This is a genomic window from Nesterenkonia natronophila, from assembly GCF_003595215.1.
Classification (GTDB): Bacteria; Actinomycetota; Actinomycetes; order Actinomycetales; family Micrococcaceae; genus Nesterenkonia; species Nesterenkonia natronophila.
The window spans coordinates 740,178-754,668 of the sequence record NZ_QYZP01000002.1; the positions used below are offsets into that span (position 1 = coordinate 740,178).

The window sequence follows — 14,491 nt, forward strand, 5'->3', positions numbered from 1 at the left end:
GCTTCATGCGACACCTGCTCAGCGTCCTCTGCCTGCTGCTGGCGGGGATGCTGTCGGTAGGGGCTCTTGCCGGACACCAGCTGGATCAGTTGCTGCGCAGCGAGGAGCCCGTTCGCGATATCGCCGGAACGCTCCCTCAGCAGGAAGAATTCTCTCAGGCGGTGACCGAGATCGTCGTCGACGATCTCACCGACCGTCTGCCCGATCAGTTGCAGTGGGCTGTGCCCGGCGGCGCGGACCAGGCACTTGCCCCAGTGGTGTCGTCGGCTTTCGACACCGAGCGCACCCGTGAGGCGTGGGATGAAGTCCTGCAGGACACCCGCACTGGCTACACCGCACAGTTGGAGGGGATCTTCGCCACAGGCACCTCCGGGCAAGTCCGGGAGCTCGATATTGAGCTGGATCTCACGCCGGTGTCGGAGGCGATGACCGAGCCGATGCGGGAGGGGTTGGAGGACGCATTCGGCTGGTTTCCTGGAGTTGAACCTGGAAGCTTCGACATCATCGCCCCGGAGATCATTTTGGACGTCCAGGCAGCTACGGACAACACCGCGGACCCGTACTCGTGGGCCACCATCGCAACCCTCAGCCAGTACTGGGCCGGTTTCGCAGTGGCAGCTGCTGGCTTGGCGGCTGCCGGGCTGCTCATTGGAAAGGGCCCGGTTCGGTGGTTCGGATTAGCCGGCGGTGCGTTGGTGGCGGCCGTGCTCGGCGTATGGATTGCCACGACGGTTGCTTCCCCGCAGTTCCATCACCCTACCGAAGTGCCGCAGGCAGCAGGGGTGGTCCTGGATCACATTCAGGTCCAGTTCACCCAGTGGGCACAGCCGGCTTGGTGGGTCTTCAGCGCTCTCAGCGGCGTCGTGGGCCTGACTGGACTGGTCGGTGGGCTGCTTTCTGCGTCCCGTCGCCGTTAAGGTCGCGCCGGTACACTTCCACCATGACAACGACGACGCCGGACGCTCCGACGACGCCCCGCAAACACATTTCAGTACCCACCCCCACGGTGCCGCGCAAGCGCCGCAGCCCTGAAGAGATCGCCGCAGAGCAGACTTTCGAGGGGACCAAGAGAGTCCTCTTGGCGGCTCCCCGCGGCTACTGCGCGGGAGTCGACCGTGCCGTGGTGGCGGTGGAAAAAGCATTGGAGCGGTATGGCGCGCCTGTCTATGTGCGCAAGGAGATCGTTCACAACCGCCACGTGGTCGACACGCTGACGGAGAAGGGTGTGATCTTCGTCGAGGAGACTGAGGAGGTGCCGGAGGGAGAGCTCTTAGTATTCTCCGCCCACGGTGTCTCCCCGGCGGTCAAAGAGGCGGCTTCCCAGCGCAGCCTGCAGACCATTGACGCCACCTGCCCATTGGTGACCAAAGTGCACCGCGAGGCTGTCCGGTTCACTACTCGGGACAACTTCCACATTCTGCTGATCGGCCATGACGGCCACGAAGAGGTTGAAGGGACTTTCGGTCATGCCCCGGAGAGCACCACCATCGTCAACGGCCCGTGGGAGGTCGACCAGATCCAGGTCCCTGATCCGGATAACCTCATCTGGCTCTCGCAGACCACGCTTTCGGTGGACGAAACGATGGAGACGGTCCAAAAGCTCAGGGAAAGGTTCCCGAACCTCCAGGATCCTCCTTCGGATGACATCTGCTACGCGACTTCCAACCGTCAGGCGGCGATCAAGAAAATTGCGCCGGAGTCGGATCTGGTGATCGTGGTCGGCTCTGCCAACTCCTCCAACTCCGTGCGGTTGAAGGAAGTGGCTCTTGAGTGTGGAGCTCGACGTTCCGAGCGAGTGGATTTCGCCAACCAGATCGATGAGTCCTGGTTCGCTGAGGCGCAGACCGTGGGGGTCACCTCGGGAGCCTCGGTTCCGGAGGTGCTTGTCGACGATGTGCTGCGCCTCCTGGTGGAGTACGGTTACGGCCAGCCGGAGGAGGTCGTCACGGCAGAAGAAGACATCGTCTTCTCCCTCCCCAAGGAGATCCGAAAGGCTCTGCAGCAGGCCGGTCACGATGACGTTGGACGCGGTGGCCGTAAACGCAGCGCCTGTTCCACCAGCTGAAGACCCTCGTTGGGCATAGCAGCGCTCGTCACTGGGTACGCGGCCCTCACGTTCGGGCTATTCGCTATTGCCTCCCTGCTGTACCGGTGGCGGCGCGTCCGCCTCGTTCCCGAGGCCGTGATCATTCTGGGGGCTGGCCTGATCGACGGGGAGGTGCCCCCGCTCCTGGCGGGCAGGCTCCGCCGAGGCCTCGAGGTTCAGCGCTGTTTCCAGCCCGTCCCTGTTGTGATCACCAGCGGTGGGCAGGGTCCCGATGAGCCCCGCCCAGAGGCCATCGCAATGCGTGAATACCTCATTGAGTGCGGAGCCGCACCCGGCCACATCATTGCCGAAACTGAGTCGCGAAGCACCAGGGAGAACCTCCAGCTTTCCCGGAAGCTGCTGAGCCATCCGCAGGCCCCTGTCCTGGTGGTGACCAGCAGCTTTCACGTATTCAGGGCAGCGCTGCTGAGCCGGAGCTTGGGGATGAGGGCTCATGTGTTGGGCTCCAAGACCGCCTGGCACCACCTTCCCAGTGGCCTGTTGCGCGAATTTCTGGCTGTGCTTCGCATCCATGTGTGGCTTCACCTCAGCATCGTCGGTGTGCTGGCTGTGCTCATGGGAGTGGTCAGCTGACTCCTGGGGTGGCTGGGGCCGCCAACCGGTCCTGAAGCTGCTCCTGCAGCGCTGGTCTACGATGACACGGTGGATATTCTCAGCACGGTGGCGATCATCGTCGCCGCCGTCCTGATCGGCACTGTGCTGCAGCGGCTCTCTGGTACCGGAGTGGGTCTCGTCGTCGCCCCTGTGCTGTCACTTCTCCTAGGGCCCGCCTTCGGGGTGCTGGTGACGAATATGACCACCGTGGTGTCTGGTTTTCTCATCATGCTCAGCGTTTGGGCTTCGATTGACTGGCGGAAGTTCTGGCTGATCATTCCGGCCGCAGTGATCGGCGCCTGGCCCGGCGCCTGGCTGGTCGGAATGCTCTCGGCAGGTTGGCTTTCGATCATTCTCGGTTCGATCGTGGTGGCCGCTCTGCTAGTGACAGTTACTCTGCGCAGACTCCCCGAGGCAACAGGTCGAGTGCCCGCTGTCACCGCGGGTCTAATTGGCGGTTTCTTCAACACCACCAGTGGGGTCGCTGCCCCGGTCATGGTGGTGTACTCCCGGTTGGCGCGGTGGGATCAGCTAAGTTTCGCCGCGACGCTGCAACCCATTTTCATGACCATGGGGGCGGCTTCGGTTGTGTCGAAACTTGCCCTGGGGTCTGTCAGCACCGATGGCGATGTGGGAGTTCCCTTCGGGGTCCTCTTGGCTGGGATCGTGATCACTGTGCTGGCAGGGATACTGATTGCCTCCCGGTTGGCCAGGGTCGTCTCTGTCCTCTTCGCGCGGCGCCTGGCGTTGACACTTGCCGGGCTGGGAGGAGTGGGAGCCATAGTCCGTGGTGTGATCGATGTCATCTGAGGGGCTTCAGCCGCGTACGCGACCTTATCGACGGCTGCTGGTGGCATTGTTCTTTATCGGGGTGGCGACATTCGCTCAGCTGTACTCCCCGCAGGGGCTGCTGCCAGTGATTGCAAGCGATCAGGGCGTGAGTGCGGATCAGGCAGCGCTTATGGTGTCCATGGCCACCCTGGGCTTGGCACTTGGTGTAATTCCGTGGTCCTACCTTGGTGATGCCTACGGCAGAAAGAAGGCAATGCTGTGGGCTGTGATCTTGGCCTGTCTGTTCGCTGCGCTGACAATCCTCATGCCGACGTTTCCGCTGGCCCTGATGATGCGATTCTTCGAAGGACTGATGTTGGGCGGTGTTCCCGCGTTAGCTGTGGCCTACCTCAGCGAAGAGGTCAGCCCGAGAGCTGCGGCGGTGGCCGCCGGAACCTACATTTCTGGCACGACTGTAGGCGGGCTGACCGGCAGGATCATCGCGGCACCTGTGGGAGACCAGTTGGGGTGGAAGCCCGGTCTGCTGGCAGTGACGGGCCTAGCGGTAGTCTGCGTTCTGATTTTCGTGCTTACTGCCCCCCGTGCGCGTAATTTCACCCCGGGCCGCAGCACTTTCAGGTACGCCGCGGGTCAGTTGGTAGGGAACCTGCGGTCCTCGGGATTGCGTGTCATATACCTCCAAGGGTTCTTGACTATGGGGGGTTTCGTAGCGATGTACAACTTCATGACTTTCCATCTGGCTGACCCGCCCTTCGGCCTCCCGCTGGGACTGATCAGTCTGATTTTCCTGGCCTATGTGGCAGGAACACTCTCCGCGCCCCGGGCAGGCGTCCTAGCCGCGAGGTTAGGCCGCAAGCAAGTCCTCATTGGGGGCAACTTGGTGATGCTTTGCGGCGTCGTGCTGACCTTGGTGCCCCATCTCTGGGCGATCATTTTGGGGATGGTGGTCATGACCGGTGGTTTCTTCGCCTCTCATGCTGTGGCTTCGGGCTGGTCCGGCGCTCTCGCAGTTGCCGGTCGGGCGCAATCAGCCTCCTTGTACAACGTGGGCTACTACGGCGGGTCCTCCCTCTTCGGTTACCTCGGCGGTACCTTCTTTGCTGCGAGTGGATGGCTCGGCACAGTGGGGATGGTCGTTGGACTCACGGTGGTCGCTACGGTGTTGGTCAGCGCCGTCCTGCCCAGGGAATGATCAGGATGGACTGCGTAACATCTGCGTGACACAAGACGCCTGAAAAGGAGCCGAGATACATGACCACTTCCCGTTCCCAGGTCCCCGGGGCGCACTTAAAGCAGTACGATCCCAAGGAACAGTCAGGGCGCGAACAGTCGGATCTCTCGGCTGGACATCAGGAAGAGGGCTTTGCCAAGCCCACGCTGATCCGCCGGCTCAGTGGCCTATTCGGAGGTGTGCTGGGGGCGGTGCTCATCTACTTCCTTATGCCCGGCGAGATTGAAATATGGCCTCGACTGACTGCAGCCACTGCGGTGCTGATGGCGATCTGGTGGATGACGGAAGCCATTCCGATTCCGGCTACGGCTCTCATCCCGCTCATCGTCTTCCCGGTATTGGTGCCCGAGGGTGACGCAGGGGCTGGTGACGAACCCGCGGGGGGAGTTGCCTTTGATGATGTGGGCGCTTCCTACGGCAACAACATCATCTTCATCTTCATGGGTGGGTTCATGTTGGCACTGGCAATGCAGCGGTGGAATCTGCACCGGCGCATTGCCCTGGTGACCCTGCGTTTGATGGGGTCCAAGCCGGCCTCGCTGATTGCGGGGTTCATGATCGCTACAGGTTTCCTGTCCATGTGGGTCTCCAATACCGCAACGGCAGTGATGATGCTGCCGATCGGCATCTCCGTGCTGATGTTGGTGCGCAAGATTCTGGCGGGCGAGGACCCTGACGCCGCTGGCAGCCCAGAGGACGCGGACGAGGAGACCAAACAGACTGTAATCAAATCCAAGTTCGGCACGGCTTTGATGCTGGGCATCGCGTATGCCGCCTCGGTGGGCTCGCTGGGCACGATCATCGGCACGCCTCCCAATACGCTGCTGGCTGGTCATATGCGTGAATATCACGACATGCCGATCACTTTCGGGCACTGGATGCTGGTGGGTGTCCCTATCTCGATTGTGATGATGATCATCACCTGGCTGGTGCTGACCAAACTCATCTTCCGCCCGGAGATGGAGACCATCCCCGGCGGTGCCGAGCTGATCCGGGGTGAGTTGAAGAAACTGGGCTCCATGAGCCAAGGTGAGATTCGTGTGCTGCTGATCTTCGTTCTGGCCGCAGTCTCCTGGGTTTCGATCCCGCTGGGCACTGACGCCCTAATCGCCCTCGGTGTGTTGGGCGAGGAGGCAGAACCCTTCATTGACGATGCCGGCATTGCGATCACTGTGGGTTTGTTGCTCTTTCTGCTGCCGGCGGGGGGTGACGCGAATAAGGGCGTGCGTCTGCTGGATTGGGACTACGCGGTGAAGCTGCCGTGGGGCGTGCTGCTGCTCTTCGGCGGCGGCCTGGCGCTCTCGGGTCAGTTCGGTGACTCCGGGTTGTCGGCGTGGCTCGGCGAGCAGGTGGAGGGCCTGGCCGGCGTGCCGCTTTGGGTGCTGGTCGGTGTGACCGCCCTGGGCATCTTGATTCTGACCGAAATGACCTCGAATACTGCCACCGCGGCCACGTTCCTGCCGGTGGCCTCAGGTGTGGCCATGGGCACCGGCGTTGATCCGCTGGTGTTGGCCGCACCGGTGGCACTGGCCGCCACCTGCGCGTTCATGCTTCCGGTGGCCACTCCGCCGAATGCCATTGCCTACGGCTCGGGTTACGTAACTATCGGACAGATGATCAAGGGGGGTTTCCTGCTCAACCTCATTGGCGTGGTGATCATCACTATTGCGTCTATGACGTTGCTGGTGTGGGTCTTCGGCCTCACGGTTTAGGGGGGCCGTCGTCTTCTGAGAGTCGGGGCCCGAGCGGGGTCGCCTCGGCGTTGATCCGTTCTGCCTTCAGCGTTTCTCCGAGGTCCTCGAGTCTGCCCTTGGAGGTTTCACCGACCTCAAGGCGCCCCAGCGCCTCAGCCTGGGGGAGGACTCGGCGCTCAATGTTGCCGATCAGCTTGTTATACGCGGCTACCGACTGAGTCAGGCGCGAACCCACCTCACTGAGGTGGCTGCTCATGGTCGCCAGCCGACGGTAGAGCTCCCGAGAGTTATCCACAACCTCTTTGATGTTGGCCGCCAGCCGTTCCTGCCGCCAGGCCGTTTCCACTGCTTTCATCGCCGCCAACAGCGAGGAGGGGGAGACGAGCGTCACGCCTTTGGCGAGGGAGCGGTCCAGCAGGTCGGAGTCGGCCTCGAGTGCGGCTGACAGGAGTGACTCTGCTGGCAGGAAGCAGAACACGACATCTGGGGACAGCTCCACCGCCTCCCAGTAGCGTTTCCGGGACAGCTCGTCCACGCGGGCACGTAGCGCCTTGGCCTGCAACTCGGCGTCCTCTGCGTGCAGCGGTGCTTTGGCGTCGATGACCAAGTGTCGTCCGCCGGGGAGCTGGACGAGCATGTCGGGCCGAAGCACTTCCCCGTCTAGGCCCGTACCGGTGTGCTGTTCGGTGAAGTCAACGTGTGGCAGCATGCCTGCCGCTTCCACCACGCGACGCAACTGCACCTCACCCCAATACCCACGCGCTGAAGTGGAGTGCAGCGAACCCAGCAGAGCCTGGGTGGACTTTATGATGGTCGCATCAGCCTGTGCTGCGCTTTCCAGCTGGTGGCTCAGCTGAGAGTGCTGCGCGGAGCGTTCGCGTTCAAGCTCTTGGATGCGCCGGTGCATATCGGTCACACCTTGCCGGACTGGGTGCAGGAGCTCTAAGAGAGATTCGCGCTCCTGGACCGCGTCATGATCATCCGTGCGACGACGCTCGATCTCATCCAGCCTGCCCTCGGCTGCGGCTAAAGATCTTTGGGACTCGTTGAGTGCCGCGGCGGCATCATTGTACTTTGTGCGGGTCAGAGCCCAGCAAAGTGCTGCGCCGAACACGCTGCCTAGTAGGAGCCCCAGCAGAATCATTGGCCAATCCATGACTCCACTTTGCCACCCGGTACCCACATGCGTTGTCTCCGCCGCGTGTGTCGAGAGGCGAGCGCCTCTGATGAGATGTGAAGTCTCGAGATGACGCCTGGCGGCCCCTTTGTAGAGTGGGTAACACCTATGTGCTTGGACCAATTTCTGGAGGTCTTCCGACCGTGACTAGCGCACCCGTGCGGTCAACTGCGGATCGTGTCGAAGCTGCTGAGGTATTGGCCGCGCGCCTGGATCGGCCCATGGGCTTCCTCGGCCTGCTCTTTCTGTTCGTGATCATGGGACAGCTGCTTGTTTCGGAACCTGGTTGGACCCGGATTCTCAGCGTGGCAGGTTGGGCGTTCTGGTCAGTGTTCGTTGCGGAGTTCATTCTGCGCGCATACGTCGCGGGATTCGGGAAAGCCTTCTGGCGTCGCAACTGGTGGCAGGTCATCTTTCTGCTTATCCCGTTCTTGCGGTTCATTCGGGCACTGCAAGCAGTCCGAGCGCTGCGCGTGGCTCGGGTGGCGCGGGTCGGTGGGATTGTTTCTGCAGGGGTTCGGGGCTCCCGCTCTGCTGGTCGTTTGCTTTCCACCAGAATTGGGTGGCTGGCAGCGGTGACCGTAGTTGTGGTCCTAGCTTCTAGCCAGTTGCTGTACGCGTTCGAATCCCAAACCGACTACACGGAGGCCCTTTTCGAGGCTGCTCTGGCCACGGTGACCGGAACTGGGATCACTACGGATGATCCGTTCTCCCAGGTTCTGAAGCTCATTCTGGGTGTCTATTCTGTTGCTGTCTTCGCTACGCTCGCCGGGTCTTTAGGCGCCTTCTTCCTGCGTGACGAAGACCGCGTGCGGGCCGAATAGACCGTAGTTTCCGCGTTGCGGCGCCAGAACCTGCGTTTTCGCGCATGCAGCGCGCGAGCAATCCTTGATCCACGCTCTAATGAAGGATTCTGATGGGTGTGGATGTCCAGGTCATTGTGGCTCTGGCCGGGCCTCTATGAGGTGGGACTGGGCGGCGTTCGCGGAGCCCACTTCGCTTTGGGGTAAGTGGGGGTTCTTCGACGGGCGGAGACTTCGTCGGAATATCCGACCTGGGGGTCGACGGATGGAGGAGGCCGTGGGATTTCATTCGGTGATGCCGCCTGCATAGCGCCCAGAGGTTGCTCCCGGTGGTAGCTCCACCGTCCTGGTTGGGGTGTTGGTGGTCGATATCGCACCGCTGGGCGGAGATGGTGCACCCTGGTGCTTGGCAGACCCCATCGCGGAAGATCAACGCATCCCGCAACCGCTGGGGTGGGTACCGGCCTACGTACCTCGCGGTGAGCAGGTCGTAATCGGCCTCCTGGCGGTTGGGCCGAACCTGACCCTCGTACCACTGATGAGCTGCGTTCGGGTTATGCGCTAGGGCGCGGGCCTGTCCGGCTGGAATCCGCCAGGACCTGTCCGCTGCCACCCCGGGCTCATCAGATGCCCCGGTGAGGGTCGCCTCAGGGACCATGACCATGATCTTCGCCTCCACTGGGGCGTCATAGACCCGCCCATCACGCAACCAGACGGCCAGCAGGTCAGCTTCGCGCTGGGCCAGCGTCCGGCCATCACCACCAGCAGCCTCACCTCTAGCCATAGGAACGGGACTGCCCATAGGAGTGGGCTCTTGGCCTGGGTCGCGCTGGTCCTGGCCGGCTTCATTCTGGCGGTCGTGGTCGTGGGCTGGGGGTGAGTCGAGGCCGCGGGCGGCTGCCCGGAGGCGGTTCTGGATCGCTGCTGCTTCCAAAGTTGGAAGGTAAGCCTCAAGGTAGCTCATTCCGTTGGGCTGGTGGTCGAAGCGGACATACCTGTCTTGGCGGGCCCGCTCACAATCGGCCGCGTAGGCTTCGGGGTTAAGCTCGGCGATGTAGCGAGTCAGCCACCGCTGGAAATCGGCGACACCGCGATGGGCAGCTTCCACCGCGGCCCGTGAGTCCAGCTGGCGCAGGCAATGTTCGCCGAGCTCTGGAGCAGCGGCGTCAGCGACCTTACGCACACGCACAAGATCGACCTGTCCGTCCAGGAACGCCTGCCACATCCGGGGAAGAGTCTGGCGGGCGAAACCCGCCGCGTTAAGCAGGATCGTAGTAGTGCGCTCACTGGCGCCCAGCACCAGCGCTGCGTCCCGGACCGCGGCCCTCTCCGTCTCAGCTCGGGCCACTGCTGGCTCCCCGGCCGCTGCGGCAGCACACCGGTCTCGGTAACCCAGCAGGTGCATGATCTTCGCAGCCTCAGCACGCCGAGCCACTACCTGGTGCTCCCACGCGGCAGTGAGCTCAGGCACCACCGCTAGGTGGCGCATCGAAGCCGGCACCGGCGGAAAATGCCGGGCAGTCCCCGGCGCCGGTGTTAGGCTCGCCAGTTGAGGTTCCATACCGAGAATTTTATTGCCCACCACCGACACGACACCGACCCGATCCGACGGCAAGCCGAGATGGCGAGATTCAATGCACTGTCGGAGCGCACGCGCCCGGACTGCGTCAATCAGCGTCGTGCACGCTCAGCCTTTTTCTGCCCCCGCATTAGCGCCTTGAGTAAAGTAGCGTTGGAATACGATAAAGACGATCGCGGTCGGAATGGTCATCAACAGTGCCGCCGCCATCGCGACCGGATACTGATTTCCTGCGCCCAATCCACCTGTGGTGAATCCAGCCACGCCGCGGGTCAAGGTGTAGAGGTTGGGATCGTTCGTCGCAATGATGAAATGCCCCAGCTCATTCCAGGACCCCTGGAACGAGAGGATGGTCAGGGTGATCAGCGCGGGTTTCGCCATCGGAAGCACCACCGACCAGAAGGTCCGGAAGGTGCTGGCTCCATCGATCCGGGCTGCCTCTTCCACAGATTCCGGGATGGATTCGAAGAACTGCTTCATGATGAAGATCCCGGCCGCATCAATCATGATGGGCACAATCAATGCTGGGTACGTGTTGTAGATCCCCACGTAGTTCAGCATCAGGAATTTCGGGATCAGCAGCACGATGCCGGGCACCGCCAGGATTGCGATCAGCCCGGTGAACAGGGCAGCGCGACCACGGAATTTCAGCCGCGCCAGTGCATATCCGGCAAGCGCACAGAAGAACACCCGGCCCACCGTCACGAACAGGGTGACGATGATGCTGTTGGTGAACCAGGTGGGGTAGTCAGAGCTGAACAGCACCTCCCAGGCATTGATGGTGACAGGCTCCGGCAGCAGCGAGAGCGCGTTATTGGTTGCGTCCGGGTTGGTCTTGAAAGAGCTGACCAGCTGGATGACGAACGGGTACACGTAGAGGATCGCGAAGAACAGCAGGACCCCATAGAACCAGAACTTCTTGGTCCGCGAGGTCTTGTTCTCACCGACGGCATTGACCACAGGAGTCACCGGAGTGCCATCATCTTTGGTAGGTGCACTCATGAACTCTGCGCCTTTCGCTGTAGCTCGTTGACGGTCTCCCGGTGTTGGCGGCGTTGCTGCCGCCTCAGGCGCCGATCAGCTTTCTTCTGCGCCCACTCGTACTTGTCGCGCATCAGCCAACGCTGCACCGTGGTGAGAATAAAGATCAGCGCGAAGAGGATGAACGCAATTGCTGCGCCCTGGCCCCAGTTCCCATTAGTGAACGCCGCCTGATAGGAGAGGTAGGCCGGGGTCAGTGTAGTCTTGGCGGGCCCACCCTGTGTCATGACATACATCTGGTCAAAGACCTGCCAGGTGCCAATGAACCCGAGGGTGACCACCAGCAGAATCGTGGGGCGCAGGTGCGGAACTGTGACGTTCATGAAGCGCTGCCACTTACTGGCACCGTCGACGATCGCAGCCTCCTCCACGTCCAAGGGGAGGTCCTGAAGCGCGGCCAGGAACATCAGCATGAACGTCCCGGCGGTAGTCCAGATTACTTGCATCATGATGGCGCTCAGCGCCACGGAGGGTCCTGCGGACCACTGCCAGAAAGACATCCCCATCACTGAGGGGTCAGTCAACCAGGACGGCGGATCGGAGATGCTCCATATGCCAATGGAGTCCCCGAAGATGTGGATCAGTCCGCGGGAGTCCTGGAACCAGTTCGGTCCGTTCACCCCGAACCAGGCCAACACATTATTGATGGCGCCGCTGCCAGCAAACAGGAACAGGAACAGTAGGGAGATGGCCACCGAGGAGACCACGGACGGGAAATAGAACGCGGTCCGGAAGAATGTGCGGCCGCGCAGGAACCTCCCGTTGACCAACACCGCCAGGCTCAGCGCCAGGACCGTCTGAAGCGGCACGACGCCGACGACGTAGTAGAACGTATTCCGGAAGGAGATCATCAGGTCCTGGCGTGCCAGCCCCGGCTCCGCCAGCAGCGCGCTGTAGTTCTCGGTGCCGACGAAGTTCACGTCCGTGGAGATCGGACTCCCGCGTCCGGTCCAGTCACTGAGAGAGACCCACAGCGCCATCCCAATGGGGGCGATGAGGAACAGGCCCAGCACGATGATAGCCGGGGTGACAAATAGCCATCCGGCGCCCTCCTGGCGCTGTGGGTCTCGTGATTTCACTGCTCCAGAACCGCCTGTGCGTTGGTGTCGAAGCTCTCCATCATCTGCTCGATGTTCGCGTTCCTGAGACCCTCAAGCTGGGAGGTCAGGTCACCGACCACCTGAGTCATATCAGGTGCGTTGATGGGGCCACGTCCGTAGTCACCACCGGCAATGAAAGGCTCGTCCTCCGGGAACGCCTCGGTGTACTCATCGGTTGCCGATTCGCGGCTGGGCATCACGCCGAATGCTTCAGCGAACTCCAGCTGCTGCTCGGGGGTTGTCAGGTGGTTCACTAGATCGACTGCCTCCGCCTGCGCCTCTGACTCAGAGGCCACGCCCCAGCACTGGGTGAACAATAGGGTTCCGGGTCCATCAGGTCCCTCCGGCATCTCGGCGACGGTGTAGTCGATGTCGGGGTAGTCGCTGCTCATCGCGCCCCGGATCCAATTGCCTTCAATTGTCATCGCGGCTGCCTCGGTGCCGAAGGCCTCGCCGCCCCACCCGGCGTCGACGTCACCTGCGTGGACGAAGTGGCCTTCCTCCATGTTATCTTGGACGTACTCCAGTCCGGCGATGACTTCGTCGCTGGTGCCAGTGGGCTCGGTGGCGTCCTCGTTGAGCCACCAGCCGCCGTGGCCGACCACGAACGCGCCGACTCGGTCAGTTTCTGGGGAGATGACCAAACCTGCGCTGTCGCCCTCGTCCAGGGTCGCCGCCACGTCGGACAACTCCTCGTAGGTGGTGGGGATGTCGTCGTCGGTGAGTCCGGCGTCCTCCCATTTTTCAGTGTTGATCTGCAGCGCGAGTGTGGAGAAGTCCTTCGGTGCACACCACTGGGTGTCGTCGTAGGTGAATGCGTCCTGCAGGGCTGGGAAGAAGTCGTCGTTGTCCTCAGCCTCATAGGCGTACAGGTTCCCGGTGGTGGCCTGCTGAGCCACCTGGCTGGCGTCCAGATAGAAGATGTCTGGTGGGTTGCCACCGGCGAATCCCTGAGCCAGCTCCTGATCCATATCGGAGGCCACCCGGACCTCGACCTCGTTGCCGGTCTCTTCAGCCCAGGAGTCCGTGGCTTCCTCCACCGCGGCGGTCTCAGCCTCGCCTGAGGTGGCGATGAGCATCACCAGGCTTGCGTCACCCTCGGCCGAAGTGGCGTCTTCGCCGTTGCCCTTGGCCTCCTCGTCATCGAAGCCGTCACCGCAGGCACTCATCGCCAGTGTGGTGGTCAGCCCAATGGCGAACATTGCAGGGAGGTGTCGTTTGTGATTCTTCATGAGGTGCCTTTCTTCGGGGTGATCTTCGTGCTGGTGTTGACGTCAAGAGTGGGAACCAGCAGGGCGGCCTGGACTGGCTCCGGGGAGCCGGCGAGCTGGTGGTCGAGGATGGTGAATAGGTGCTCGGCGATGTCGTCCAGTGGTTGGGTCAGGGTGGTGATGCTATGCAGATGGGCCACGGGGGAGCCGTCAAAGCCGGTGATGCCAATATCTGCTCCGGGTGTCCAGCCCCGTGCCAGTGCGGCCTGGTGGACCCCGAGGGCCAGCACGTCGGAGGCACACACCACAGCATCTCCCACGGCAAGGCCGTCGAGGAGGTCTTCTGCCGCGCGGAGGGCTTCTGGCAGTGATTGTGGTGCGCTTCCTTCGGGCCCGGCGGCGACGTCGTGCTCTTTCACGCCTTGAGCCCATCCCTCGCGACGGAGATCGCCGACCGCTGAACCCGCCGGCCACCCGAGAAACCCGACCGTTTGGTAGCCACTGGCAGCTACGTGCGCGACCGCCATCTGGGTCCCAGCAGCACCGTCGACGTCGGCCCAGTATCCACGGGTCGGATCGTCGTAAATCCGGCCGAAGGAGGCATAGGGGATCCCGGCCTCCTCCAGCCACGCCGGGCGGGGGTCGCCGGGATGAGTATCGGTGAGTATGAAGGCGTCCACGAGGCGACGGCGCACCATGTCCTGGTAGCCGCTCAGCAGCGGGAACGCTTCCTTCGAGGCGAAGGGCACCATGTGGCAGGCATGGCGGGCAGCCGAGAGCGTCAGCGCGGTCAGGAAGGGCAGGGCGATGTCACTGGGCTGATCGGCGACGGCATTGAGCTCAGTGCCGACTGCCCCTGCCCGTTGATGCCGCAGAGTCCGGGCGGCACTGGAAGGCCGGTAGTGCAGCTTGTCGACCACCTGGAGCACCTTGGAGCGGGTGTCTGGCCGGACTCGCTCCGGGCTGTTGATGGCGTTGCTGACGGTCTGCCGGGACACACCGGCAGCGCGGGCGACGTCCATGATGGTGGTCCGCCTCGCTGGGTGCGTTTTCGGCATCGTGTCACCTGACTCTTGCTCTACTGGTGTAAATGAGTAGCATTAGATCGTTCACTTGAACGTTCATAATGTGTCTGATGTCATAGTGGACCGGCTGCCCAAGC

Annotated in this window: 13 protein-coding genes; 7 read left to right on the forward strand and 6 right to left on the reverse strand. The window is 62.4% G+C overall.

Annotated elements, in window-relative coordinates:
* Nucleotides 1-5: 5 nt before the first annotated feature.
* The 6 genes from D3250_RS08550 to D3250_RS08575 all read left to right on the forward strand — a co-directional run bounded on the left by D3250_RS08550 (nt 6) and on the right by D3250_RS08575 (nt 6,436).
* A complete protein-coding gene (locus tag D3250_RS08550) occupies nt 6-917 on the forward strand; it encodes a hypothetical protein (RefSeq protein ID WP_119902904.1) in 912 nt (303 codons plus the stop codon).
* A gap of 23 nt (nt 918-940) precedes the next feature.
* A complete protein-coding gene (locus tag D3250_RS08555; RefSeq protein WP_119902905.1) occupies nt 941-2,065 on the forward strand; it encodes a 4-hydroxy-3-methylbut-2-enyl diphosphate reductase in 1,125 nt (374 codons plus the stop codon).
* A gap of 9 nt (nt 2,066-2,074) precedes the next feature.
* Nucleotides 2,075-2,680, forward strand: coding sequence for a YdcF family protein (locus tag D3250_RS08560; RefSeq protein ID WP_119902906.1), 606 nt, complete (start codon nt 2,075-2,077; stop codon nt 2,678-2,680).
* A 69-nt stretch (nt 2,681-2,749) separates the two neighbouring features.
* A complete protein-coding gene (locus tag D3250_RS08565; protein WP_119902907.1) occupies nt 2,750-3,511 on the forward strand; it encodes a sulfite exporter TauE/SafE family protein in 762 nt (253 codons plus the stop codon).
* Between the two features lie 40 nt (nt 3,512-3,551).
* Nucleotides 3,552-4,685 (forward strand): MFS transporter, encoded by a 1,134-nt coding sequence (locus D3250_RS08570; protein WP_225973233.1) that lies wholly within the window; start codon nt 3,552-3,554, stop codon nt 4,683-4,685.
* 59 nt (nt 4,686-4,744) lie between these two features.
* On the forward strand, nt 4,745-6,436 hold the full coding sequence (locus tag D3250_RS08575; protein ID WP_119902909.1) for an SLC13 family permease: 1,692 nt from the start codon (nt 4,745-4,747) through the stop codon (nt 6,434-6,436).
* Here the strand turns inward: D3250_RS08575 and D3250_RS08580 are convergent.
* Nucleotides 6,426-7,574 (reverse strand): DNA recombination protein RmuC, encoded by a 1,149-nt coding sequence (locus D3250_RS08580; RefSeq protein ID WP_119902910.1) that lies wholly within the window; start codon nt 7,572-7,574, stop codon nt 6,426-6,428. The two genes, D3250_RS08575 and D3250_RS08580, sit on opposite strands and share 11 nt — an antisense overlap.
* Nucleotides 7,575-7,738: 164 nt before the next feature.
* Here D3250_RS08580 and D3250_RS08585 point away from each other — a divergent pair, with 164 nt between their 5' ends.
* Nucleotides 7,739-8,419 carry a hypothetical protein gene (locus D3250_RS08585; protein ID WP_225973234.1) on the forward strand — a complete coding sequence of 227 codons (681 nt, stop codon included), beginning with the start codon at nt 7,739-7,741 and terminating at the stop codon, nt 8,417-8,419.
* A 76-nt stretch (nt 8,420-8,495) separates the two neighbouring features.
* On the opposite strand, the gene D3250_RS08590 is transcribed toward D3250_RS08585, so the two are convergent.
* The 5 genes from D3250_RS08590 to D3250_RS08610 all read right to left on the reverse strand — a co-directional run bounded on the left by D3250_RS08590 (nt 8,496) and on the right by D3250_RS08610 (nt 14,387).
* Nucleotides 8,496-9,959, reverse strand: coding sequence for an HNH endonuclease signature motif containing protein (locus tag D3250_RS08590; protein ID WP_147383511.1), 1,464 nt, complete (start codon nt 9,957-9,959; stop codon nt 8,496-8,498).
* Nucleotides 9,960-10,085: 126 nt separating this feature from the next.
* A complete protein-coding gene (locus D3250_RS08595; RefSeq protein ID WP_119902912.1) occupies nt 10,086-10,979 on the reverse strand; it encodes a carbohydrate ABC transporter permease in 894 nt (297 codons plus the stop codon).
* Nucleotides 10,976-12,097, reverse strand: coding sequence for a carbohydrate ABC transporter permease (locus D3250_RS08600; protein WP_225973235.1), 1,122 nt, complete (start codon nt 12,095-12,097; stop codon nt 10,976-10,978). Before D3250_RS08600 ends, D3250_RS08595 begins: the two co-directional genes overlap by 4 nt.
* Nucleotides 12,094-13,350 carry a sugar ABC transporter substrate-binding protein gene (locus D3250_RS08605; RefSeq protein WP_119902913.1) on the reverse strand — a complete coding sequence of 419 codons (1,257 nt, stop codon included), beginning with the start codon at nt 13,348-13,350 and terminating at the stop codon, nt 12,094-12,096. Before D3250_RS08605 ends, D3250_RS08600 begins: the two co-directional genes overlap by 4 nt.
* On the reverse strand, nt 13,347-14,387 hold the full coding sequence (locus tag D3250_RS08610) for a LacI family DNA-binding transcriptional regulator (RefSeq protein WP_119902914.1): 1,041 nt from the start codon (nt 14,385-14,387) through the stop codon (nt 13,347-13,349). Before D3250_RS08610 ends, D3250_RS08605 begins: the two co-directional genes overlap by 4 nt.
* Nucleotides 14,388-14,491: the final 104 nt, after the last annotated feature.